Origin of the sequence: Rhizobacter sp. LjRoot28, from assembly GCF_964253025.1 — a bacterium.
Lineage (GTDB): Bacteria > Pseudomonadota > Gammaproteobacteria > Burkholderiales > Burkholderiaceae_C > Rhizobacter.
In genome coordinates, this window is record NZ_CAXUQC020000001.1 from 2,974,538 (window position 1) to 2,996,707 (window position 22,170).

The 22,170-nt window shown below is 69.7% G+C and carries 21 protein-coding genes; 8 read left to right on the forward strand and 13 right to left on the reverse strand.

Annotated features, from left to right (window positions below; translation table 11 throughout):
* Positions 1-12: 12 nt before the first annotated feature.
* The 7 genes from ACSQ2F_RS13600 to nudB form a co-directional block, all read right to left on the reverse strand.
* Positions 13-846, reverse strand: a complete 834-nt coding sequence (locus ACSQ2F_RS13600) for a DUF429 domain-containing protein (protein WP_436023634.1) — start codon at positions 844-846, stop codon at positions 13-15.
* The gene (gene gorA, locus ACSQ2F_RS13605; protein WP_436023636.1) at positions 843-2,213 is read right to left on the reverse strand and encodes a glutathione-disulfide reductase; all 1,371 of its coding nucleotides are present in this window, start codon (positions 2,211-2,213) and stop codon (positions 843-845) included. The genes ACSQ2F_RS13600 and gorA overlap by 4 nt, the downstream gene beginning before the upstream one ends.
* Positions 2,214-2,275: 62 nt before the next feature.
* The gene (locus tag ACSQ2F_RS13610; RefSeq protein WP_436023638.1) at positions 2,276-3,217 is read right to left on the reverse strand and encodes a serine aminopeptidase domain-containing protein; all 942 of its coding nucleotides are present in this window, start codon (positions 3,215-3,217) and stop codon (positions 2,276-2,278) included.
* Positions 3,214-4,059 (reverse strand): serine aminopeptidase domain-containing protein, encoded by an 846-nt coding sequence (locus ACSQ2F_RS13615; RefSeq protein WP_436023640.1) that lies wholly within the window; start codon positions 4,057-4,059, stop codon positions 3,214-3,216. Before ACSQ2F_RS13615 ends, ACSQ2F_RS13610 begins: the two co-directional genes overlap by 4 nt.
* A 215-nt stretch (positions 4,060-4,274) precedes the next feature.
* On the reverse strand, positions 4,275-5,552 hold the full coding sequence (gene clsB, locus ACSQ2F_RS13620) for a cardiolipin synthase ClsB (RefSeq protein ID WP_436023642.1): 1,278 nt from the start codon (positions 5,550-5,552) through the stop codon (positions 4,275-4,277).
* Positions 5,549-6,346: an endonuclease/exonuclease/phosphatase family protein gene (locus ACSQ2F_RS13625; RefSeq protein ID WP_436023644.1), complete on the reverse strand. Its 798-nt coding sequence runs from the start codon at positions 6,344-6,346 to the stop codon at positions 5,549-5,551. The genes clsB and ACSQ2F_RS13625 overlap by 4 nt, the downstream gene beginning before the upstream one ends.
* Positions 6,343-6,825: a dihydroneopterin triphosphate diphosphatase gene (gene nudB / locus ACSQ2F_RS13630; protein WP_436023646.1), complete on the reverse strand. Its 483-nt coding sequence runs from the start codon at positions 6,823-6,825 to the stop codon at positions 6,343-6,345. The genes ACSQ2F_RS13625 and nudB overlap by 4 nt, the downstream gene beginning before the upstream one ends.
* 210 nt (positions 6,826-7,035) lie before the next feature.
* Here nudB and ACSQ2F_RS13635 point away from each other — a divergent pair, with 210 nt between their 5' ends.
* From ACSQ2F_RS13635 to ACSQ2F_RS13650, 4 genes are all read left to right on the forward strand, one after another.
* Positions 7,036-8,172, forward strand: a complete 1,137-nt coding sequence (locus ACSQ2F_RS13635) for an ABC transporter substrate-binding protein (protein ID WP_436023648.1) — start codon at positions 7,036-7,038, stop codon at positions 8,170-8,172.
* 54 nt (positions 8,173-8,226) lie between these two features.
* Complete coding sequence (locus ACSQ2F_RS13640; RefSeq protein ID WP_436023650.1) at positions 8,227-9,081, forward strand: helix-turn-helix domain-containing protein; 855 nt, start codon at positions 8,227-8,229, stop codon at positions 9,079-9,081.
* A 140-nt stretch (positions 9,082-9,221) separates the two neighbouring features.
* Positions 9,222-10,193 (forward strand): TRAP transporter substrate-binding protein, encoded by a 972-nt coding sequence (locus ACSQ2F_RS13645; RefSeq protein WP_436023652.1) that lies wholly within the window; start codon positions 9,222-9,224, stop codon positions 10,191-10,193.
* Positions 10,194-10,307: 114 nt separating this feature from the next.
* Positions 10,308-10,649, forward strand: coding sequence for a YciI family protein (locus ACSQ2F_RS13650; protein ID WP_436023654.1), 342 nt, complete (start codon positions 10,308-10,310; stop codon positions 10,647-10,649).
* A 195-nt stretch (positions 10,650-10,844) separates the two neighbouring features.
* Here ACSQ2F_RS13650 and ACSQ2F_RS13655 read toward each other — a convergent pair whose 3' ends face one another.
* A complete protein-coding gene (locus ACSQ2F_RS13655; protein ID WP_436023656.1) occupies positions 10,845-12,425 on the reverse strand; it encodes a methyl-accepting chemotaxis protein in 1,581 nt (526 codons plus the stop codon).
* A gap of 250 nt (positions 12,426-12,675) precedes the next feature.
* On the opposite strand from ACSQ2F_RS13655, the gene ACSQ2F_RS13660 reads away from it, so the two are divergent.
* Positions 12,676-13,488 carry a class I SAM-dependent methyltransferase gene (locus ACSQ2F_RS13660; protein ID WP_436023658.1) on the forward strand — a complete coding sequence of 271 codons (813 nt, stop codon included), beginning with the start codon at positions 12,676-12,678 and terminating at the stop codon, positions 13,486-13,488.
* A 74-nt stretch (positions 13,489-13,562) separates the two neighbouring features.
* Here the strand turns inward: ACSQ2F_RS13660 and aspS are convergent, their stop codons facing one another.
* The 4 genes from aspS to ACSQ2F_RS13680 all read right to left on the reverse strand — a co-directional run bounded on the left by aspS (position 13,563) and on the right by ACSQ2F_RS13680 (position 18,029).
* Positions 13,563-15,356 carry an aspartate--tRNA ligase gene (gene aspS / locus ACSQ2F_RS13665; RefSeq protein WP_436023660.1) on the reverse strand — a complete coding sequence of 598 codons (1,794 nt, stop codon included), beginning with the start codon at positions 15,354-15,356 and terminating at the stop codon, positions 13,563-13,565.
* Positions 15,357-15,471: 115 nt separating this feature from the next.
* The gene (locus ACSQ2F_RS13670) at positions 15,472-16,128 is read right to left on the reverse strand and encodes a DUF502 domain-containing protein (protein ID WP_436023662.1); all 657 of its coding nucleotides are present in this window, start codon (positions 16,126-16,128) and stop codon (positions 15,472-15,474) included.
* A gap of 30 nt (positions 16,129-16,158) precedes the next feature.
* Positions 16,159-16,491, reverse strand: a complete 333-nt coding sequence (locus tag ACSQ2F_RS13675) for an FmdB family zinc ribbon protein (RefSeq protein WP_436023664.1) — start codon at positions 16,489-16,491, stop codon at positions 16,159-16,161.
* A gap of 86 nt (positions 16,492-16,577) precedes the next feature.
* Complete coding sequence (locus tag ACSQ2F_RS13680) at positions 16,578-18,029, reverse strand: sodium:solute symporter family protein (RefSeq protein ID WP_436023666.1); 1,452 nt, start codon at positions 18,027-18,029, stop codon at positions 16,578-16,580.
* A gap of 239 nt (positions 18,030-18,268) precedes the next feature.
* Between ACSQ2F_RS13680 and ACSQ2F_RS13685 the strand changes: the two genes are divergently transcribed.
* The 3 genes from ACSQ2F_RS13685 to ACSQ2F_RS13695 all read left to right on the forward strand — a co-directional run bounded on the left by ACSQ2F_RS13685 (position 18,269) and on the right by ACSQ2F_RS13695 (position 21,872).
* On the forward strand, positions 18,269-19,165 hold the full coding sequence (locus ACSQ2F_RS13685; protein WP_436023668.1) for a helix-turn-helix transcriptional regulator: 897 nt from the start codon (positions 18,269-18,271) through the stop codon (positions 19,163-19,165).
* A 212-nt stretch (positions 19,166-19,377) separates the two neighbouring features.
* Entirely contained in the window at positions 19,378-20,301 is a 924-nt protein-coding gene (locus tag ACSQ2F_RS13690; protein ID WP_436023670.1) for an alpha/beta hydrolase family esterase, read from the forward strand.
* Positions 20,302-20,420: 119 nt separating this feature from the next.
* Positions 20,421-21,872 carry a DUF3237 family protein gene (locus ACSQ2F_RS13695; protein WP_436023672.1) on the forward strand — a complete coding sequence of 484 codons (1,452 nt, stop codon included), beginning with the start codon at positions 20,421-20,423 and terminating at the stop codon, positions 21,870-21,872.
* A 19-nt stretch (positions 21,873-21,891) separates the two neighbouring features.
* On the opposite strand, the gene ACSQ2F_RS13700 is transcribed toward ACSQ2F_RS13695, so the two are convergent.
* Positions 21,892-22,080, reverse strand: a complete 189-nt coding sequence (locus tag ACSQ2F_RS13700) for a hypothetical protein (RefSeq protein WP_436023674.1) — start codon at positions 22,078-22,080, stop codon at positions 21,892-21,894.
* Between the last annotated feature and the right edge of the window lie 90 nt (positions 22,081-22,170).

Here is a 22,170-nt window from a genome sequence, read left to right on the forward strand (position 1 = left end):
ACGCCCACCCGTCTAGGCGCCGACGATCCAGCCTTCCAAGGGGTCGCTGTCGGGCGGAATGCCGTGGGCGGGCTGGTCCAGCGCCCAGGCGGCGAAGACCATGCAAGCGACCGCGTCCAGACGGTCGCCCGAGGCATCCGCCACCAGCGAATCCCTCATCGCGTGGCTCATGCGCAGGCGCAAGCCAAGCCGGGTACGTCCCTGCTCCAGGGCCTCCACCAGGTCCTTGCGGGCGATGAGGCGCTCGGGCGTCTGCCGCGCCTTCTCGTCACTCTTGTACGAGCGGCTGCCGATCAGTTCGCGCGCCAGCAGTCCGGGGTAGGCCTCGAGGGCCAGCCGCGCGGGATCCCCTTCGTGAAGCCCCGGCAGGCTCACGCCCGAGTCGATCAGCAGCGGCACACCGGCATGCATCATCAGCGCGACGGGCGGGTTGACCCATTTCATCGAAGGCGAGCAGCCGGCCGGCCGTTCGGTGGCCCGATGGGCGAACTTCGCACCCACCGGTCGCCCATTGCAGAACGCGGCGAAGGTCTCACGCACCGCCTCTCGCGACAGGCCGCGGTAGTGCGTCATCGCGTCCAGCCAGCGGTCGGGCCAGCCCAGGTGCTCGATCAACTCCCGCGACAGGCCGAACGGCAGGTCGAAGCCGCCGATCCAGGGCCCCGGCTCCCGCAGCCAGGCGGCGAAGGTGTCGAAGTCGAAGTGTTCATCCAGCCGCTCCAGCCGAACCACGGGACCGGCGCGCCGGCCGATCGCCACGGTGATCGGCTTGCGTCGCGTCGGGCGGCTGGTGAAGTCGACGCCGGCAATGAGCCAGTCCGCCCCAGTGGGCGGTGCGGCGCTCATCGCACCGGTTCACGCATGGTGACGAACTCCTCGGCCCCGGTCGGATGGATGCCGATGGTGCGGTCGATCTGGGCCTTGGTCAGCCCCGCCTGCACCGCGACCGCGAACCCCTGGATCACCTCACCGGCGTCGGCGCCGACCATGTGCATGCCCAGCACGCGATCGGTGGCGGCGTCCACCACGATCTTCATCAGCGTGCGCTCGGTGCTGTCGCTCAGCGTGTGCTTCAAGGCCTTGAACTCGCTGCGGAACACGCGCACCTCGCCATGCAAGCGGCGGGCGCGCTCCTCGCTCATGCCGACGGTCGCGATGTTGGGATGGGTGAACACGGCGGTGGCGATCGCTTCGTAGTCGATGGGCGGACGCTGCCCGTCGCCGAAGAGGTGATCCACCAGCACCATCGCCTCGGCCAGGGCCACGGGGGTCAATGCCTTGTGACCGACCAGGTCGCCGATGGCCAACACCGACGGAATGGCGGTCTGGAATCGGGCATCGACGGGCACGGTTCCCTCGGCGTTCAGGGTGATGCCGAGTGCCTCGAGGCCCAGCCCCTCGGTCAGCGGCAGGCGGCCCGTCGCCTGGAGCACGGCATCCACCTCGACGGTGTGCCCGTCGCTCAATCGCACCACCTGCACGTCGCCGCGCCGTTGCACCTCGGCCACCGTGGCGTTCAATCGAACGGTGAGCCCCTTCTTGCGCATCTCCAGATCGGCAAACCCGGCGATCTCCTCGTCGAAGCCGCGCAGGATGCGCGGGCCGCGGTGCACCAGCGTGACCTGGCTGCCCAGGCCCTGGAAGATCGATGCGAACTCGCACGCGATGTAGCCGCCGCCGACGACCAGAAGGCGGCGGGGAAACGGGTCGATGTCGAAGAGCTCGTCGGACGTGATGGCCCACTCGGCGCCCGGACCGGACGGCCGCTGCGGTCTGCCGCCCGTTGCCAGCAGGATGTGGCGCGCCGTGAAACGCTGCTCCTCGCCGTCGTGGCTCTTCACACCCACCGTGTGCGGATCGAGAAGCCGCGCCCAGCCGCGCACCAGCCGGACACCCGCGCCCGACAGCAGCTTGTCGTAGACCCCATTGAGCCGGGTGATCTCCGCGGCACGGCGGGTCCGCAGGCGCTGCCAGTCGAAGCTCACTTCGCCGACGTGCCATCCGAAGCCGACGGCCTCCTGGAACTGTTCATGGCAATGCGCCGCATGGCTGTACAGCTTCTTCGGGATGCAGCCGAGGTTCACGCAAGTGCCGCCGAGCGCGCTGCCCTCGGCCACGATGACCCGCGCTCCCCGTGCAGCGGCCATGCGGCTGGCGCGCACGCCGCCACTGCCCGCACCCACCACGAAGAGATCGCAATCGAACGAGTCCATGGCACCTTCCTTCAGGCCGCCACATGGCGGCTCGTGCATGATGCCTCGTCCCGCGAACCGGGTCACGCGAGGGGCTGTGGGGCGAAGTTCGCCTCGAGCCAGGCCTCGACCGCCTCCATCGCCTGGCGCTTCGCCGGCCCGAAATCCAGTTCGTGGCTTCCCTCGGGCACCAGGCGCACTGCATAGCCCGGACCGTCCAGCCGCCCCCCGAGCACCGTCGGCAGGAAGGTCTCCTCGAACTCGATCCAGCGGTTGTCCGCGGTGCCGTACACGAAGAGCTGTGGAACGCCGCGTTCGCGCAGCGTGGCGAAGGCCCGCAGGAAGTGGGGATTCGGCTGGCCTCCCGCGGTCGTGCCAGCCGGGGCGCTGATCGAACCCGACGGCCGGACCGGCAGCACGGCCCCGAGGACGTTGCGCCCGATGTGATCGAAGTCGCTCTGCCCACTGAACACGCGGGCCCAGGCGGCGGGGGACACCAGCTTCTGGGCGTAGTTGCGCAGGCGCCTGCGCGCCACTTGCGCCTGGGGCACGTTGCGGTCGCCGGGCGGTCCGATGGTCAGCGCGGGCAGGCCCAGGGCAATCACGCCTTGCACGTGACCTCGGGTATCGCGAGACGCGGCCAGCTGCGCCGTGATGCCGCCACCGCACAGTCCGCCCAGCAATACGCATGTGGCGCCATGCCGCTCCCGCAGCGCCGCAGCCGCCAGCAGCGCGTCGTCGGCGAAGTAGCCCTCTTCCAGGCGAGCGCTCAGCGTGCCCGGCGGCACGACGGACAGCGTGCCGTCGCTCTCGCCGATGCCCGCCGGGTCGTAGCGCAGGACCGCATGGCCGAGCGCGGCCAGGCGGCGTGCCAGCAGCAGGTTGAACCGGTGCGAGCCGACCCGGTGCTTGAAACCGGAGGGCAGCAGCACGACCGCCGTGCCGTTCGGGCGCCGGGCTGCATGGAGGACGCCTCGGCGCACCAGACCGTCAGGGCCCGTCAGCTCGAATGGATGCTCGTTCACTGCGCCTCCTCGGACACGAGGGCCAGGCACAGCGCGGTGAGCGGCGGCGGCAGCTCCCAGAAGCGCAGGCCCTTGTCGAGGAAGGCGGCGACTTCACAGAGGTGGACCTGCACCCCGGGCAGGCCGCCCAACGCCTGCACCTCGCTCGGCACGCCCGGCCGACCCGCGCGCGCGACGCCGATGACGTCGGTCCGCCGTGCGCGGCCCGTCAGCGAGGGAAGGAGGCGGGCCGCGCGCAGGCTCTGCGCAAACGCCCGCCCGACCTCCTGACCGAGCAGGCTGACCGGTTCATCGCGATCGAGCTGCGCCGCGAGTTCCGCGGGCGTCTGGCGCAGCCGGTTGTAGCAGCTCAACTGCATGGTGGTGTGGCCCTTCAGCAGCTTGTCGAACCAGCGCCCACCCTCGACGACAGGCTCGATGAGCAGCAACCGGTCGGCACCCGCACGTTCCGCCGCCGCAGCCGCAACGAGTGAACCGGAGCCGAGGGACACCAGCACCAACTCCAGCCCTCCGCCGAAGCGCGCTCGCGCATGCGCCACGGCATCGAGCGTGTCGTCGATCCAGTCGTCCAGCCCGAGCGCGCGGGCCTCGCCTTCGCTGTCGCCCTGTCCTTCGACATCGAAGCGGACTGCGGCGTCCCCAGCGGCGGCGACCGCGTCGGCCAGCTCGACGAAGACGCGCCAGCCGAAGGTGGCGTCCTCGAGCAGCGCACTGCAGAAGACCCAGAGGCGGCGTGGGGTCCCCGTCGGCGCGTGGAACGCCCGGTACAGTGAACGGCCGCGCCGATTGACCACATGCCCACGTTCCATGGGTCCGAGCACGAACGGCGAGGGATCAGGCATGGCATCCAGGGACTGAGGGGGCGGCAAGCCGCCAGGGTGGCGCGGATGCTAGCAAAGGCGCCTCGTCTGCAGCGCCGACGACCGCTGCGGAGGTGTAACAAGCAGGTACATCATCGCGACGACGCCGGTGTCGCTCCGGCCGCATCACACCGAGAGCGGCGGCGTTGCCATGGCGCGAGGGCGTCCCAAGCGAGCCGCCGTGTCGCCCGCGCCGATCAATAGCGTCCCGTCGCTCCGGCAACCCGCAGGTAGAGGCGCGCGCACCAGGCCACCCACCACCGGCGCACGCGCGCGCGCACGCCCGTCGGATGCGAGCCGAGGCTGGTGTCGATCTCGCGCGATGCAGCCGCCGCGGCATCGAACTCCGCCGCCAAGGCGCGGGTGAAGGCGGCGTCCCGCACCACCACGTTCGCCTCGAGGTTCAGCAGCAGCGAGAGGGGATCGATGTTGGAACTGCCGACCGTGGCCCAGTCGTCATCGACGAGGGCCACCTTGGCATGCAGGAAGGCGGGCGTGTACTCGAAGATGCGCACGCCATCGGCCAGCAGTTCGTCGTACAAGGCCCGCGCCGCCAGCGCGGCGATGCGGTAGTCCACCTTGCCTTGCAGGAGCAGCCGCACCTCCACGCCGCGCCGGGCGGCCTGTCGCAACACGCGGCGGAAGGCCCGGCCCGGATAGAAGTACGGCGACATCAGGTCGACCCGAACGCGCGCCTTGCGGATGGCGTCGATGTAGCTGCGCTCGATGGCACGCCGCCGACGCAGGTTGTCGCGCAGCACGAAGGCCGCGCGCACGGGGGCCAGGGCCTGAGCACCCGGACCGGGTCGCGCCTCGTCGTCCATGCGAAGCCGACGCATCAATCGGCGGGCTCGCGCGACCGGTTCGGCACTGCGGGCCAGCGTGGCCAGTTCGTGGCGAAAGTTGCTGCTGAGCCGGGCACGAGTGAACAGCGCGCGCACCGCCTGCTCGACGGGCGCCACCACCGGCCCGCGCACCTGCACCGCGAAGTCGAGGCGGGGTGATTCGCTCCACCCGTGCACCAGGTCGTAGCGGTCGTCGATGAGGTTGATGCCCCCGACGAACGCGACCGTGCCATCGACGACGCACATCTTCTGGTGCAGGCGACGCAGCTGCCCCGGTCGAAACCAGCTCCACCAGCGCTCCAGCGGACGGAAGACGGCCAACTGCACGCCGGACTCCTCGAGCAAGGGTCGCAACCCCGGCAGGTCGCTTCGGCACCCGAAGCCGTCGAGCACCAGCTTGACCTGCACGCCCCGGCGCGCCGCATCGGTGAGCGCGCGGGTCACCTCTCGCACCGCGCCTTCGTTGGTGTAGATGTAGGTCGCCAGCCAGACCTGGTGGCGCGCCATGCGGATGCCCTCGACCATGGCCGCGAACAGCTCGTCGCCTCCCTTGAGCAGCCGGGCCTGGTTGCCGCCACTGAAGAGCGGGCGAACCGCAGCGCGCGTGAGCGAGGTGTCGGCCGACCTCATTCGCGTTCGAGTGCGAGATCGGCCACGAGGGGCAGGTGGTCGGACATGCGCGCCCACGCCGGCCCGCGTGGCACATGCACGCTGCTGCAGCGCAGGCCGCGCAGGTAGATGCGGTCCAGCGAGAACACGGGCACGCGCGAGGGAAAGGTGCGCGGCAAACTGCCTTCGCGTGGCTCTGCGCGGCGCAGGCCCATTGCCTTCATCGGTGCACCGAGCCGCTCGCCCCAATCGTTGAAATCGCCAGCGAGCACGAGACATTCGTCGGTCGGTACGTGCTGCGCGATGAACGCCGCGATGCGGTCCACCTGGCGCACCCGGCTGGAGTGCATCAGGCCGAGGTGGGCCACGATGCCGTGAACCCGCGTGCCGTGCCAGTCGATGGGCACATGCAACAGGCCACGCTGCTCGAACCGGTGGTCGGAGACATCGTGGTGGCCCGGGTCTCCCATCGGCCAGCGCGACAGCAGCGCGTTGCCATGCTCGCCCTCGGGCGTCACGGCGTTCGTTCGGTAGGCCACGTGGTAGCCCTCGGGCGCGAGGTAGTCCGACTGGCTGGCGCGCGGCCAGCCTCGATGCGGGTCGGGGAAGGCGCGCGCCTCGCCGTGATGGAAGTGCCGCACTTCCTGCAGGAACACCAGGTCCGCATCGAGCGCCTCGATGCCGAGCACGAGGTTGTGGATCTCCAGGCGCCGGCGGGGCCCCACGCCGCGCACGCCCTTGTGGATGTTGTAGGTGGCCACGCGCAGCACCTCGGGGCCATGGAGGGAACTGGGGGCGAAGGTCGGCGGGTTCATGCGGTGAATCGGGGCAGTTGGAGGATGGCCTCGGCGTTGGACGGCGAGAAGCAGCGGTCGGCGGCCTCGCGCCACGGCAGCCATTCGAAGCGGGTGTGTTCGCGCGGCGCCAGGGTGACCGGTGTGCCCTCCGGTACCAGCAGGCCGAACACATGTTCGTTGTTGTGCGTGACGCCCGGTGCATAGCGATGCCGCCACACGGGATAGATCTCGTAGACGTTCTCGATGCCCCAGTCGCGCAGGTTCTCGAGCGGCACCTCCGGTGAACCGGCCACGATGCCGGTCTCCTCCGCCACCTCGCGGATCGCGGTGTCGCGCAGACGCTCCTCGGGAAAGTCGATCGACCCGGTGACGCTCTGCCAGAAGCCCGGCTGGGCGGCCCGCTCGATGATGAGCACCCGGCGCGCGGGATCATGGATGACGACGAGCACCGAACGGGGAATCTTGTGGCGGGCGGGGACGGACGGGGGGGCTGGCATGGCGCCAAGGATACCGGGCAGCGAGCGTGCCGCGCAGCGCCGGGCAGCGCGCCCCTGCGCCACGTCAACGCTGAAAGACCCCGTGCCCGCTGGGCACGGCCGTGAGACCAGCCGCAATCGAGGGGCCTGCAAAAAGATGCGCGCAAAAGGGGATGGGCGACACGGCTGCCATCCGCAAGAATGCAAGGTCTGCTGAAAGGATCCTCGTTCATGTCCCCATCGCTCTTCTGGACCCGGCGCGACGCGCTGAAGGCCGCCACCGCGGCCAGCCTGATGGTCGGCTTGCCGTCCCGCTCGCAGGACGGAGAGATCCGCATCGGCCAGAGCATCCACCTGAGTGGCCCGATGGCGGCCACGACAGCGCTGTCCCTCAAGGGCCAGGACCTGGCCATCGAGGAGGCCAACCAGCAAGGCGGCATCAATGGCCGCCCGCTCCGCCTGATCCAGCTCGACGATGGCTACGATGCGGCCCGCTGCATCGAGAACGTCAAGACCCTGATCGACAAGCACAAGGTCGTCGCCCTGTTCGGGCTGGCCAACAGCCAGGCCATTGCCGCCACCTTGCCGCTGCTGGCCGAACGCCACGTGCCCTTGATCGGCCTGTACTCCGGCTCGCCCGCACTGCGTGCACAGCATCACCCCTACCTCTTCACCACCGCCGCCAGCTTTCGGGACGAAGTGGTCCAGATGGTGCGCAACCTCGTCACGCTGCAGCAGGGGCAGATCGGGGTCGTCTACCTCGACAACCCGTTCGGCCAGCTGATGATGCCGGTGGTGGAACAGGTCATCCAGGAGAACGGCGCCACGCTGGTCGGTCGCCAGCCCCTCGATGCGAGTGGCAGCAACGCCGTTGCCGCCGCGCAGGCCCTTGCGGCCAAGCAGCCGAAGGCCGTGCTGATGATGGCCTTCGGGCCGCCCACCGTGAGCTTCGTCAAGGCCGCGCGCAAGCAGATCGGCGTGCCGGTCTACGCACTGTCCATCACCAACGTCGCCTCGCTCATCGAGGCCATGGGCGAGGACGCTCGCGGCCTGGCCATCACCCAGACGGCCCCCTACCCCTGGCGCGAGACCACGCCGCTCGTGCGCGAATTCAATGCGGCCGCGCGCAAGGCGAAGGTGCCGGTGGCGTACGAGTCGATGCTGGGCTACCTGACCACGCGCGTGCTGATCGAAGGCCTGCGCCGGGCCGGCAAGGCCCCGACGCCCGACAGCGTCACGCGCGCGATGGAAGGCATGACCCGGGTCGATCTGGGCGGCTACGAGGTGGCCTACGGCCCGAAGAAGCACCACGGGAGCCACTTCGTCGAAATCACCATCGTCGGCCCGGACGGCAAGTTCCTGCGCTGACCGCCGTGTTGGCCGGCGCCACCGCGCGCCGGCCGGGCCGGGCGACAATCCGCCATGGCCTGCGCTCCCGTCCACCGCGCCCGCGTGCTGCCCACCCCCTGGGCCGGCATCCACGCCTGTGAGCTCGACAGCGCAAGGCACTTCCCGCGCCATTGGCACGCGACGCACGGCTTCGGTGTGCTGGACGATGGCGCACAGCAGTCGGCCAGCGGACGCGGCGCCGTCGAGGCCTTCGCCGGCGACGTGATCAGCAGCCATCCGGGCGAAGTGCACGACGGCCGGCCATTGGGCAGCCCGTCCCGGCGGTGGCGCATGCTCTATGTCGAGCCCGATTGCATGCGGGACCTGCTGGCCCCGCCCGATGCCGACCGTGCAGGCGACCTGGCCATCGTGCGGCCCGTCATCCAGGACCCACGCCTGGCCACCGCGCTGCGCCAGCTGTTCCTGCGGCTGGACCAGGCACGGCCCGGCGACGGGGTCGACGGCATGGCCTGTGACGAAGCCCTGGCCCGGGCCACCCATTGCCTGTCAGCCCACGTCGAGCATGCGCCGTCGGTGCGCGACGCCGATGTCAACCTGGCGCAGGTGCGGGACCGGCTCGCCGCCGACCTGCTCGCGCCACCGACCCTGGCCGAGCTCGCGGAACAGGCCGGACTGAGCCGCTACCAGCTGTTGCGCCGTTTCGAGCGGGCCCATGGCGTCCCGCCGCACGCCTGGCTGCTGATGCAACGTGCCGAGGAAGCACGCCGCCTCATCCGGCAGGGACTGGCGCTGGCAGACGCGGCCGCCGCCACCGGCTTCGCCGACCAGAGCCACCTCGGTCGGGTGTTCCTGCGCCAGTTCGGCTTCACGCCGGGTGCGTGGCGGGCTGCAATGGCCCAATCGCCAGGGGTTCGACACCCCGGCTGAAGTCGTCAGACAACGTTTTCAGAATTCGTGCACGGACTCGCTCGCAATCCGCGGGTTAACCCGCGAATCGCGCCGGACGGGTCGCACCAGAATCGCCGGCAGTCATCAGACGACCCGCCCACCAACTCCTGAAGGCTCCAGTGAAACGGCACCTCTCCTCCCTCCTCCTGGCGCTCACCGCTGCGCTCCCGTCACTCGCCTGCGCCCAGACGGAGTTGCGGGCCTGGAACATCCATCCCGATGGCTATCCGGTGAGCCAGGCCATGGAGGCCTTCGCGCAGAACGTCGAACGCCTCACCGGCGGCCGCTACAAGGTCAAGGTCCACTCCAACGGCGTGCTGGGTGACCAGCCCAAGGCCGTGCAGATGCTCAAGCAAGGCGACATCGACCTGGCCGAGTTCAGCCTGGGCCCCCTCGCCGAAGCGGCCCCGGGCACCAAGGTGCTGACCCTGCCCTTCCTCTTCCGCGACGCCGAGCACATGTTCCGCCAGCTGGACGGCAAGCTCGGCGAGCAGTTCGTCACCAAGCTGAAGACGGCCGGCTACGTCGTGCTCGGCTGGTACGACGGCGGTGCGCGCCACTTCTACTGTGCCAACAAGCAGATCCGGCAGGCGGGCGACTTCCAGGGCCTTCGGATCCGGGTGCAACAGTCCGAGACCGCCATGGAGATGGTCAAGCTGCTGGGCGCCACGCCCGTCGCGCTGCCCTACAAGGAGGTGCAGGACGCCCTCCGTTCCGGTCGCATCGACTGTGCCGAGAACAACCTGCCGTCGTACGAATCGGCCGGCCACATGGGCGTGGCCAAGCACATGTACCTGTCGAGCCACACCGTGAGTCCCGAGGCCCTGGTGATCTCGACCGCTGCCTGGGAGCGCATGAGCGACAGCGACCGCAACCACTTCATGACCGCCGGCAAGCAGTCGGCCCAGACCATGCGGCAGCTCTGGAAGGCACGCGTCGAACAGGCCCGCGTCAACGCCGCCAAGCAAGGCACCGAGTTCGCCGTCATGCGCGACTACGGCCCGATGGTGGCGAAGATGCGCTCGCTGCACGACAAGTACTTCCAGGATCCGGTGACCCGGCAAGAGCTGTTCACCATCCTGAGCCAGTGAGGTGAAGGGCCGGCGTTGCGCCGCGTCGAAGCGGCTGGCAAAGTCGGCCCTGCGGCCCCGGAATGCCAGTCCATCACGGACGACGGGCGCCGTCACCTTCCGGAACGGAGCGCCATGGCCAAGTACCTGATCTCGTTTCCCAGCGCGGCGATGGTCGTCCCCGCCAGCGACTGGGACGCGGTGGTCCGCGATTCACACGCCGTGATCGCCGAGACGAAGGCAGCCGGGGTCTACGTGTTCGGCGGCGGGATCGACGAGGGTGTACCGCCCGTGCGGGTCTCGGCCGACGGCACCATTGCCGAAGGCAGCTACCCGGATGCACGCCCGCTCAACGGCGGCTTCACCGTGCTCGAACTGCCTTCGCGCGACGATGCCATCGCCTGGGCCGCGCGCCTGGCGCGGGCCTGCCGCTGCGACCAGGAACTGCGCGTCTTCGGGTACGACCCCGACTCCTGAGCGCAGCGCCTTGAAGTCCGACGCCGCGCGCGACCGGACGACGGTTCAAGCGGGTCGCGCCGCGCAATGCCAGCCGCAACCGTCGGCATGAACGCCGACGCGTCGGGACGCTTCCACCCTGACCCGGCGCCTGCCGCCTGCCGCCCGCCGATCGCCTGCCCCGCGGCCTTCAGCCGTGCCCGCAGGCCGCCCGGCTCACTGCCCACCGAGCCTGAAGCTGCCCATCGCCTGCGTCAGCTGCCGCGCCTGACCCTCCAGGCACTCGGCTGCCGCGGCCGACTGCTCCACGAGCGCGGCGTTCTGCTGGGTCATCTGGTCGAGCTGGATCACGGTGGCGTTCACCTGGCCGATGCCCTGGGACTGCTCGGCCGAGGCCGCGCTGATCTCGCCGATGATGTCGGACACGCGCTGAACGGACCCGACGATCTCGGTCATGGTGTGGCCGGCGTCGCCCACCAGGCGGGAGCCCGCCTCGACCCGGTCGACGCTCGCGCTGATGAGGTCTTTGATCTCGCGTGCGGCCGTGGCGGCTCGGCTCGCCAAGCCCCGCACCTCGCTCGCGACCACGGCGAACCCGCGGCCCTGCTCGCCGGCCCGGGCGGCCTCGACGGCCGCGTTGAGGGCGAGGATGTTCGTCTGGAACGCGATGCCGTCGATGACGCCGATGATGTCGGCGATGCGCTTGGAGCTCGCATGGATCTCGGTCATGGTGGACACCACCTGCGAGACCACCGAGCCGCCGCGCGCCGCCACCTCGGCGGCGGACGACGCCAGCTGGTTGGCCTGCTGGGCGGCGCTGGCAGACTGCCGGACGGTCTCCGTGAGCCGTGACATCGAGGACGCCGCCTGCTGCAGGCTCGAGGCCGTCTGCTCGGTGCGTTGGCTCAGGTCCTGGTTGCCGCTGGCAATCTCGGTGCTGGCCGTGGAGATGCTGTTGGTGGTGGCACGCAGCCGCTCCACCGTCTCGGCCCAGCGGCCCCGCATCACCTCCAGGCTGGCCAGCAGCTGACCGGTCTCGTCCTGGCTGTCGGAGGCAATGCGATGGGACAAATCGCCATCGGCCATGCGGTCGGCCTCGTCGACGGCGCGGCGCAGCGGCAGCTTCACGGAACGGGTGATCATCCAGGCCGCCAGGCCGCCGAAGGCGATGGCCAGCGTGGCCACGACCAGCAGCACGGTCACGCCGCGATCCGCCTGCTGCACCAGGGCCTGCTCCTGCGCCGCGATGACGCGGGCCGTGCTGGCCTCGAGGGCGTCGATGTCGGCGAGCCACTGCGTCTGTGAGCGGCTCCACGCTTCGAGGTTCACCCGCAGTTCCAGCCGGATGAGGACCGCGATGTCCTGCACCGCCGTGATCGAGGCCGCCTGCTTCACCGCGGCCTGGAACACCGAGGCCGCGGCCTGGCGGTCCTGGGCGAGCTTGGCGAGCTGCGCCTTCTCCGCGGCATCGGCCGTGGCGGCAAAGTCCTGCGCGAGGCGGTCGTAGGTCTCGTAGGCGGCGGTGAGCTGCTTGAACTCCTTTTCCAGGTCTTCAGGGCTGGTCAGGATGCCGAGGTTGCGCATCGACATGGCCGACTGGTTCACCTGCTGCTTCATCTGCACCACGCGGTCGATCTTCGGGCGCAGTTGCTCGTTGATGGTGAGCACCCGGTGTCGGGTGTCGCGCATGCTGACGACCGACACGGCGGTCAGCACGGCCAGCAGGCTCACCACGACGCCGAAGCCGACCGACAGGCGACGGGAGATGCTCATGTTGCCGAGGGCAGCGAAATTCATGCAGTGCTTTCGATCGATGACAGGGAATCAAACGCCTCGGCGACGGTGCACCTGCGCCGGGCGCAGCACCCCGAGGGGACGGGCTTCTCGATGCTGATATCGGTAACCGCAGGGGGCGGGAGGACCCCGGGTATTCCCTGACTGCACGGCGCCGCGCGGCACGGTTTCACGAACGGCCGCAATTTCGTTCCAGACGGCCGGGGCGCGGCGCCGCAGACTCCGCACCGAATCCACGACCCCGGAGCGATCCATGGACATCGACTACGTGCACGGCTACGCGCCGACCGAAACCCAGCGCCTTGGCGACCAGGCGCGCACCCTGGCGGAGCTGCTTCATGGCGGCACTCACTACGCCGAGGGCACCGACGTGCTGGAAGCCGGATGCGGCGTGGGCGCGCAGACCGTGGAACTGGCACGCCGGCACCACGGCGCCCGCATCACGGCGATCGACCTGTCGGCCGACTCGCTCACCGCGGCGCGCGAGCGCTGCAAGCGGGCGGGCGTGTCAGGCGTGACGTTCGAGCAGGCCGACATCCTCGCCCTGCCCTGGACGTCGAGGCGCTTCGACCACGTCTTCGTCTGCTTCGTGCTCGAACACCTGCCGGACCCGGTGAGCGCGCTGCGCGGCCTGCGACGGGTGCTGCGCCCGGGCGGCAGCATCACCGTCATCGAGGGTGACCACGGCACCACCTGCTTCCACCCGGACAGCCACGCGGCGCGGGAGGCCATCGCCTGCCAGGCAAGCCTTCAGCAGCGTGCCGGTGGCAATGCACTGATCGGGCGACAGCTGCACGCGCTGCTGAACGACGCCGGGTTCCAAAGGCCGCTCGTCGCCGCCCGCACCGCCTATGCCGACGCCAGCCATCCCGGCTGGGTCGAGGGGTTCACCCGCCGCACCTTCATCCCGATGATCGAAGGCGTGCGCGAGGCCGCGCTGGCCGGCGCGCTCATCTCACCGGAGCGTTTCGACGCCGGCATCCAGGCCCTGCACCGCACGGCCGAACCCGATGGCAGCTTCTGCTACACCTTCTTCAAGGCGATGGCGCGCGAGCCGGCGGGCTGATCAGCCGCCCCTGCACGGCAGGCGGCACCCTCGAGCCCCGGCGAGTGCTATGGCACCCACCCGGGCCCGGGCCGTCAGGCGTTCGCGGCCTGCGGATTGCGCAACCGGATGTGCAGTTCGCGCAGCTGCTTCTCGTCCACCGGGCTCGGTGCGTGCGTCAGCAGGCACTGGGCGCGCTGCGTCTTCGGGAAGGCGATCACGTCACGGATGCTCTCGGCCTTGGTCATCAGCGTGACGAGGCGGTCGAGACCGAAGGCCAGGCCACCGTGCGGCGGGGCGCCGTACTGCAGCGCGTCCAGCAGGAAGCCGAACTTGAGCTGGGCTTCCTCGGGGCCGATCTTCAGTGCGCTGAACACCTTGCTCTGCACCTCGGCCCGGTGGATACGCACCGAGCCGCCGCCCAGTTCCCAGCCGTTGAGCACCATGTCGTAGGCCTTGGCGATGCACTTGCCCGGATCGCTGTCCATGTAGTCCTCATGGCCGTCCTTCGGGGCGGTGAACGGGTGATGCACGGCGTTCCAGCGGCCGGCTTCGTCGTCACGCTCGAACATCGGGAAGTCGACCACCCAGAGCGGCGCCCAGACGTCGTCGAACAGGCCATGCGAACGGCCGAACTCGCTGTGGCCGATCTTCACCCGCAGCGCGCCCAGCGCGTCGTTGACCACCTTCTCCTTGTCGGCACCGAAGAAGATGAGGTCGCCGTTGGCGGCCTTCGTGCGGGCGAGGATCTCGTTCAGCGCCGCGTCGTGCAGGTTCTTGACGATCGGGCTCTGCAGGCCTTCGCGGCCCTTGGCCACGTCGTTGACCTTGACCCAGGCGAGGCCCTTGGCGCCGTAGATCTTGACGAACTCGGTGTAGCCGTCGATCTCGCCGCGGCTCATGTCGCCGCCGCCCGGCACGCGCAGCGCGGCCACGCGGCCGCCCGGGGTGGTGGCGGGCGTCGAGAACACCTTGAAGTCGACGTCCTTCATGACGTCGGTGAGTTCGGTGAACTCGAGCTTGACGCGCAGGTCGGGCTTGTCCGAACCGAAGCGGTGCATGGCTTCGGCGTACTTCATGACCGGGTAGGCCGGCAGGTCGACGTCGATCGCGCTCTTGAAGACCTTGCGGATCATGTCCTCGAACATGGCGCGGATCTCTTCCTCGCTGAGGAAGCTCGTCTCGATATCGATCTGGGTGAACTCGGGCTGGCGGTCGGCGCGCAGGTCCTCGTCGCGGAAGCACTTGGTGATCTGGTAGTAGCGGTCGAAGCCGGCCACCATCAGCAGCTGCTTGAAGAGCTGCGGGCTTTGCGGCAGGGCGAAGAACTCACCCTCGTTCACCCGGCTCGGCACCAGGTAGTCGCGCGCGCCTTCGGGCGTGCTCTTGGTGAGCATCGGCGTCTCGATGTCGATGAAGCCGTTCGCGTCGAGGAACTTGCGCACCTCCATGGCCACGCGGTAGCGCAGGATCATGTTCTTCTGCATCACCGGGCGGCGCAGGTCCAGCACGCGGTGGGTCAGGCGCGTGGTCTCGGAGAGGTTGTCGTCGTCGAGCTGGAAGGGCGGGGTGATGCTGGGGTTGAGCACCTCGAGCTCGTGGCACAGCACCTCGATCTTGCCGCTCGTGAGGTTGGCGTTCTCGGTGCCGGCCGGGCGCGCACGCACCTTGCCCACGATCTTCAGGCAGAACTCGTTGCGCACGCCTTCGGCGGCCTTGAACATCGCGGCACGGTCGGGGTCGCAGACGATCTGCACCAGGCCTTCGCGGTCGCGCAGGTCGATGAAGATCACGCCGCCGTGGTCACGGCGACGGTGCGCCCAGCCCATCAGGGTGACGGTCTGGTCCATCAGGGCTTCGCTCACGAGCCCGCAATACGTTGTTCTCATAGGTCTCTCCAGGGTCTGGGTCTTCGCTGCGGGCACGGCGCCAGCGGCGGGGTATGGGGTGGTTCGGTGGCGGAGGGTCAGGCCGGGCTCATGCCAGGGTTCGAGGCCGCGCCGTTCATGTCACGTGGATGTGATTCTCGGGCAAGGCCGTCTGCTGCATCGGCGGCGCGACCACACCCATCGAGATGACGTACTTCAGCGCCTCGTCGACGCTCATCTTCAGCTCGATGACGTCCGCGCGCGGCACCATGAGGAAAAAGCCGGACGTGGGGTTCGGTGTCGTGGGCACGTACACGCTCAAGTAGTCGCCGCTCAGGTGGACGGCGGCCTCGCCGCCCGGCTTGCCGGTGACGAAGGCGATGGTCCACGATCCCTGGCGCGGGTACTGCAACAGGACCGCCTCGCGGAATGCATTGCCGCTGCTCGAGAACAGCGTGTCCGACACCTGCTTGACCGAGTTGTAGATCGACTTGACGATCGGGATGTTGCTCAGCACCCGGTCCCACTGGCGAAGCGCCCACTGGCCGAAGATGTTGGTGGCGAACATGCCCGTCAGCAGCAGGCCGACGGCCATGACGATCACGCCCAGCCCGGGAATGCGGCGCAGGCCTTCGAGGACGTCGCGCACCGGGCCCCACGGCAGCACCGCCTGCGCGGCCGTGATGACGCTGCCGAAGAGGCCATCCATCAGGCCGAGCACCGAGTACAGCACCCACAGCGTGATGGTCAGCGGCATCCAGACCAGCAGGCCGGCGAGGAGGTATTTTTTCAAGAGGTTCCTTGGGAGGGCGCGGCGACGGCGTCAGGAGCCGGTCTTCGGGGCCGGGCTCGGTGCGGCCGGCGCGGGCGCCGGGCTGGCGGCCGCCGGGGCCGCCGCCGCTGCCGGCGCCGGAGAAGCCGCGGGCGCCGGGGCGCTGCCGCCTTCGGCCGGCGGCGGGGTGGCGGTGGAGGCACCGCCGCGGAAGTCGGTCACGTACCAGCCGGAACCCTTGAGCTGGAAACCGGCCGCCGTCACCTGTTTCTGGAACGCCGACGCCCCGCAAGCGGGGCAGACCGTCAGCACGGGATCGGAGATCTTCTGCAGCACATCCTTGGCGTGTCCGCAGGCTTCGCAGCGATAGGCGTAGATTGGCATGGCTAAGCCTTTGATTCAAAACAGAAAATTATAGTCCCCCGGGGCACCTTCCGGTGCTCCGGCATGCGCGCGCCCGGCCACGGGTATCAGGCCTTCTCGGCGCCGGCCAACAGATTGTGGCCGCCGTGCCGATTCGCAAGAACCTGGGGCGCCAAGGTACCCGCCACCATGCCCACGATGGCCGCCGCAAAGCCGGCCAACTGGGCCGGGAACGCCTCGCCGAGCGCGGTGTTCAGCAGCACCAGCCAGGTGCCGATGCCGAGCACGATGGAGGTCACCGCGCCCTGGGTGGTGGCCCGCTTCCAGTACAGGCCGAAGGCGAGTGGCACCACCGCGCCGACGAGCGTCACCTGGTAGGCGCCGGACACCATGTCGTAGATGGGCGTGCCCTCCAGGGCGATGGCGTAGGCGCAGACGCAGGCGCTGAACACGAGCACGGCCACCCGCATCGTGAAGAGCTCCTGACGGTCGTTGATGCGCGGGAAGAACTGGCGCCAGATGTTCTCGACGAAGGTGACCGACGGCGCGAGCAGGGTGGCCGAGGCGGTGGACTTCAGTGCCGAGAGCAAGGCACCGAAGAAGATGACCTGCATGGCGAACGGCATGTGCTCCAGCACCAGCGTGGGCAGCACCTTCTGCGGGTCCTCCTTGATGAGGGTGGCGGCCTGCTCCGGCATGATGATGAGCGCGCTGGTGACGAGGAACATCGGCACGAAGGCGAACAGGATGTAGGCCACGCCGCCGATGACGGGCCCGCGCGTGGCGGCCTGGATGCTGTTGGCCGACATGACGCGCTGGAAGACGTCCTGCTGCGGAATCGACCCGAGCATCATCGTGATCGCCGCGGCGATGAAGAAGGCGATCTGGGTGAAGGTCGGCTCGGGCCAGAACTTGAACAGGTCGCGGCTGGAGGCCAGCGCGATCACCTTGTCGGCGCCGCCCGCCTGTTCAGCCGCAAACAGGGCGATCACGCTCAGGCCCACCACCAGGATGATCATCTGCAGGAAGTCGGTCACTGCCACCGACCACATGCCGCCGAACAGGGTGTAGGCCAGGATGGACACCGTGCCGATCACCATGCCCACCGGAATGCTGATGGCACCGGCGGACAGCAGGTTGAACACCAGCCCGAGCGCAGTGACCTGCGCCGACACCCAGCCGAGGTAGCTCAGGATGATGATCAGCGAGCACACCAGCTCGACGCCGCGCCCGTAGCGCTCGCGGTAGTAGTCGCTGATCGTGAGCAGCGTCATGCGGTACAGCTTGGCCGCGAAGAACAGGCCCACCAGCACGAGGCAGGTGCCCGCACCGAACGGGTCTTCCACGATGGCGCCCAAGCCGCCTTCGACGAACTTCGCCGGAATGCCCAGCACCGTCTCGGAGCCGAACCAGGTGGCGAAGGTGGTCGTGATGATCATCACGAGGGGCAGATGCCGCCCGGCGATGGCGAAGTCGGCCGTGTTCTTGACACGCTTGGCCGCCCACAGGCCGATGCCGATGGTGACGAGCAGGTAGAGGAAGACCAGGGTCAGCAGCATGGGGAAGGTGTCTCCAGGAGCGCTTGGCGCGGGGTCCGACGGAAATCGAAGTGGGCGGCATTATCCCCGCAAGCGGTGTGCCATACCGTGGCGCCAACGCACGGGCGTCGAATATTTCGACATGGCGTGTCGCACCCCCCAGAACGGCGGGCACCGTCAACCGGAGACGCCCGGATGGTGAGGGGCCCGGGCGACGCGCAGCATCGTCAGCCCACCCCCGGGCCCACGCGGCGCGCACCATGCAGGACCACCACATCTGGGTCTCGAAGTCCGACCGGCTGGCCCCCCTCGCGACGGAGCCGGCCTACCGCCCCGAGAACCTGGCCCATTGGACGGGCGTGCGCATCGTGCGCTACCGGATGCCGGCCGAGGTGCACGACCGACACGTTCGCGCCGACCATCCCATCCTCACGCTGATGTGCCAGGGACGGGCCTCCGCCCGCCTGCGCATGGGCCTGGACGACAGCAGCACCGAGTACCGTGCCTTCGACATGATGTGCTACAGCGGCCGCCGGGAAATCACCTCGGCGCAGTGGAAGGCGAGCGAGGCCACCCTCATCTCGGTCGAGCTGGACCCCGCGCGGCTGGTCGCCGTGGACGGCGGCGACGCCCGCTTCGCCCGCGACACGCTGGACGGCACGCCCCGGTTCACCGATCCCGACCTGGCCGCCCTCATCCTCGCGCTCTGGAAGGAGGTGCACGCCGGGTGCCCGCAGGGCAAGCTCTTCACCGACAGCCTGACCCTCGGGCTTGCAGCCTACGCGCACCGCCGCTTCGGGCGGCTCGCCGACGATCGCCGGGAGGCCGGGGCGGTGCTGGCCGTCGCCCAGTTGCGGCGGGTCGAGGACTACATTCGCATCCACCTGGCCGACAGCATCGGCCTGGCCGATCTGGCGCGCGAGGCGGGCCTCAGTCGCTATCACTTTTGTCGCCTGTTCCAGAACACCGTGGGGCGCAGCCCCTACCAGCATGTGCTGCGCGAGCGGCTGATTCGTGCGCACACGCTGCTCAGCGGTACCTCGCTGTCCATCGCCGAGGTCGCCCTCGCGGTCGGCTTCTCCAGCCAGAGCCACTTCGCGGCTGTCTGTCGGCGTGTCCTCGGTCGCTCTCCCCGCGAGCTGCGCGAACAGCGCTGAACGCACGGTCGCCGCCGCTGCGGGCCGTCACCATCGTGCGCCGCGGTGCGCACGATCCTGAAAGACCGCCCCACGTGCGCTTCCTACAGTCAGGCCGCGCCTCGAGCTCCGCGGCGCCTGCGCTCGCGGCGCTCGGCCCGCGGGCGGCCCAGTGACTTGGCCGACGCGACCACGCCGCCCACAGAGCGGCAAATCCTCCTGGAGACATGTCCATGCACACGCCCCTCACACGCCTTGCCGCGGCAAGCGCCCTCGCCCTGTCCGCACTGCTCGTGCTGCCGGCCACACACTCGCAGGCCGCCGTCTGCAACACGAGCACGCTGGCCGCCGGCAACCACAGCTTCACCGTGTCACACGGTGGTCTGACGCGCAGCTACCGCCTGCACATCCCGCGCAACCTGACCACCCCGGCCGCGGTCGTGCTGAGCCTGCACGGCCTGGGCAGCAGCGCCTCGGCGCAGCAGTCCGACAGCGGCTGGGACACCACCGCCGACAACGCCCGCAGTTTCGTCGTGGCCTACCCGGACGGGGTCGACAACGCCTGGAACGTCGCGGGGTTCAACGCCGGTGTCGACGACACGGGCCTGATGAAGGCGATCGTCGACCATGTCTCCGCCCGCGTGCGCATCGCGCCGAACCGGGTCTACATCAGTGGAACCTCGCTGGGCGGCGGCTTCTCGCACAAGATGGCCTGCACTGAGGCCGACTTCTTCGCCGCGGCCGCGCCCGTGGTCTTCCACCTGCACAGCAGCCCGCAGGACTATGTGTGCGCGCCCTCGCGGCCCATCTCGGTGCTGGAGTACGCCGGCACACGCGACCTGCTGGTTCGCTACAACGGCGGCACCAGTTCGGTGGCCGGTCAGACCGTCACCCACCTGTCGGCCAACGCGAGCTTCCAGAAGTGGGCGGAGCTCAACGGCTGCACGGGCACCCCGACCACCACCTGGTCGTTCCTGTCGTCCAACAACAAGCAGTACCGCAACTGCAATGGGGGTGTCGTGGTGGGCCTTGCGAGCCTGGCCTGCGGCCACGGCTACTGCACCAGCACCAGCTTTGGCCGGCCCTCGGACGATGCCTGGAAGGTGTTCAGCACCCAGGTCACGCCGGGCTTGCCGGCCGACGCCTGCAGCCGCTGATTCGTCGCGCTCCTGCGCCGAACCGCCGACGGCAGCCCCACGGCGCACGCGCAGGCGTCCCATCGGCGCTCCGGCACACCCGCGCCGGGCGCCCCTCTTCGTTGCATGAAGGCAAGCTCATGAACCACCTGCTCTCCCGCTGGCTGCCGACGGCATGCGCAGCGGCCTTCCTCATGGCCTCGTCACAGCCAGCGCTCACCGCGGTGCTGGCCGAACAGGCCTTTGCCACCGGACTCGGCCCGTACGCAGCCAGCGGGAGCGTCTCCACCGGCAGCTACGGCGCTCGCCTTCGCGGCGGCAGCGGCCCCGGGCGATTGACCGGCCCGGCGATCGACACCACCGGGCACGGCCGCCTTCGCGTCACGGTGGAACGCGCCACGAGCGGACTCGATGCGGGCGAGGCGGCCACCATCACCGCGACGATCGCCGGCCAGACGCGAACCCTGGAATCGACGGCGAGCGCCTCGGGGGCGGCCGTGTTCGAACTCGGGGACGTCACCGGGCCGGTGGCGCTGCAGTTCACGGTGAACGCCAGCAACGCGCTCGAAACCTTCACGGTCGCCCGCCTGCGGCTGGAAGGCGAGCCGACCCCGCCTTGCGACGGATGCGAGCCAGTGCCTTCGGCGCACACCATCGTGCCTGACCCGAGCTGGACGTGCGGGCTGCCTGGCGGCATTCCGGACCCGGCCCGCGGCGCGGCCGTGTTCACCACCACGCTCGCGGCTGATCCGCCACGCCGGGTCGGCGCGACGCCGTATGGGCAGCGCCATGTCACTCGCACACAGGGAGGCACGCTCGCCGGCGGAGGCCTGACGGGCAGCGTGCTGCCTGGCGCGCTCGACTTCGAACTCCTGCTGCCAAGCGGTGCGGTCGAGCAGGAAGCCCGCTACACCCTGCGCGCACCGGACCAGACGCTGATCTACCTGCGCACCTGCGGCGTGGCGGATGGGGCCGACATCCGTTTCGTTGCGGAGTTCGAGGCACCCTCCGCCAGTGCTTGGCAGTGGCTGAACCGCGGCACCTATGTGGGACGGCGGCAGGTGACGCCCCAGGGCATCCGCCTGTCGGTGCATGAGGTCTCGGCCACGGCGCCGCCAGGCGATCCCGTCGTGCGCGTTCCGGCGGACCCTTCCCTGCCCCAGCAAGCCTGGAACTGCGGCCCGCCGCCAGCGGGCACCGCGCAAGGCAGCCAGGTGCTGCAGGCCCGGGTAAGCATCGGCAGTTCGCAGACGGTGGGCGAGTCCAAGCGCGGACGACGCAACATCATTCCCATCACCGGCGGGACCCACAGCGGCGCCCTGGGCAGCGGAGCCGTCGATCCGGGTGGGGCGGACCACCAGTTGACGGTGGCCGGCGAGCTGCAGATCGAGGCGCGCTACACCGTGACGGCCGCGAACGGGGAGACGGTGGTGGTGCGCAACTGCGGTGACTTCGCCTCGGGCTCGCTGACCGCCGTGGGCTTCGAGGCGCGCACGGACGGCGCCCACGATGCGCTCAACCGGGGTCGATACGTGGGCACCATCGCCCCGGGCCTCGGCCGCGTCACCATCACGGTGTACGAGGCGCGTTGAGCCCGACGGCCCTCGGGGCTCACAACCGGGGAGTGAGAAGGAACCAGCCGAAGCGCGCCGGCTCGCCCTTGGGCGGGCGGGTTGGCGCCGCTTCGTTCTGGGGCGAGGCCAGGGCGGCTGCGGGCGGACGGCCGCCCCGGTGCTCGTGGCGCTGCTGCGCCCTGACCATCATCTGGGCAAAGGAGAGGGTCTTGGACAAGGTCTTCATCGGATTCTCCTGAGTACGTCGGCCGGCCTCGTGGGCCGGGGCGATGTCACTGTGGACCGGGTTCCGGGCAGCGCGAAGTCGGTTGCGACG

What these genes read in the sequence shown, in the direction of transcription:
- ACSQ2F_RS13640 (WP_436023650.1), top strand. Translation starts at nt 8,227, where the DNA reads ATGGCCTGCGCTCCCGTCCACCGCGCCCGCGTGCTGCCCACCCCCTGG.
- gorA (WP_436023636.1), bottom strand. Translation starts at nt 2,213, where the DNA reads ATGGACTCGTTCGATTGCGATCTCTTCGTGGTGGGTGCGGGCAGTGGC.
- ACSQ2F_RS13695 (WP_436023672.1), top strand. Translation starts at nt 20,421, where the DNA reads ATGAACCACCTGCTCTCCCGCTGGCTGCCGACGGCATGCGCAGCGGCC.
- ACSQ2F_RS13635 (WP_436023648.1), top strand. Translation starts at nt 7,036, where the DNA reads ATGTCCCCATCGCTCTTCTGGACCCGGCGCGACGCGCTGAAGGCCGCC.
- ACSQ2F_RS13625 (WP_436023644.1), bottom strand. Translation starts at nt 6,346, where the DNA reads ATGAACCCGCCGACCTTCGCCCCCAGTTCCCTCCATGGCCCCGAGGTG.
- nudB (WP_436023646.1), bottom strand. Translation starts at nt 6,825, where the DNA reads ATGCCAGCCCCCCCGTCCGTCCCCGCCCGCCACAAGATTCCCCGTTCG.
- ACSQ2F_RS13675 (WP_436023664.1), bottom strand. Translation starts at nt 16,491, where the DNA reads ATGCCAATCTACGCCTATCGCTGCGAAGCCTGCGGACACGCCAAGGAT.
- ACSQ2F_RS13700 (WP_436023674.1), bottom strand. Translation starts at nt 22,080, where the DNA reads ATGAAGACCTTGTCCAAGACCCTCTCCTTTGCCCAGATGATGGTCAGG.
- ACSQ2F_RS13650 (WP_436023654.1), top strand. Translation starts at nt 10,308, where the DNA reads ATGGCCAAGTACCTGATCTCGTTTCCCAGCGCGGCGATGGTCGTCCCC.
- ACSQ2F_RS13660 (WP_436023658.1), top strand. Translation starts at nt 12,676, where the DNA reads ATGGACATCGACTACGTGCACGGCTACGCGCCGACCGAAACCCAGCGC.
- ACSQ2F_RS13655 (WP_436023656.1), bottom strand. Translation starts at nt 12,425, where the DNA reads ATGAATTTCGCTGCCCTCGGCAACATGAGCATCTCCCGTCGCCTGTCG.
- ACSQ2F_RS13600 (WP_436023634.1), bottom strand. Translation starts at nt 846, where the DNA reads ATGAGCGCCGCACCGCCCACTGGGGCGGACTGGCTCATTGCCGGCGTC.
- ACSQ2F_RS13615 (WP_436023640.1), bottom strand. Translation starts at nt 4,059, where the DNA reads ATGCCTGATCCCTCGCCGTTCGTGCTCGGACCCATGGAACGTGGGCAT.
- ACSQ2F_RS13685 (WP_436023668.1), top strand. Translation starts at nt 18,269, where the DNA reads ATGCAGGACCACCACATCTGGGTCTCGAAGTCCGACCGGCTGGCCCCC.
- ACSQ2F_RS13680 (WP_436023666.1), bottom strand. Translation starts at nt 18,029, where the DNA reads ATGCTGCTGACCCTGGTCTTCCTCTACCTGCTCGTCACCATCGGCATC.
- aspS (WP_436023660.1), bottom strand. Translation starts at nt 15,356, where the DNA reads ATGAGAACAACGTATTGCGGGCTCGTGAGCGAAGCCCTGATGGACCAG.
- ACSQ2F_RS13690 (WP_436023670.1), top strand. Translation starts at nt 19,378, where the DNA reads ATGCACACGCCCCTCACACGCCTTGCCGCGGCAAGCGCCCTCGCCCTG.
- clsB (WP_436023642.1), bottom strand. Translation starts at nt 5,552, where the DNA reads ATGAGGTCGGCCGACACCTCGCTCACGCGCGCTGCGGTTCGCCCGCTC.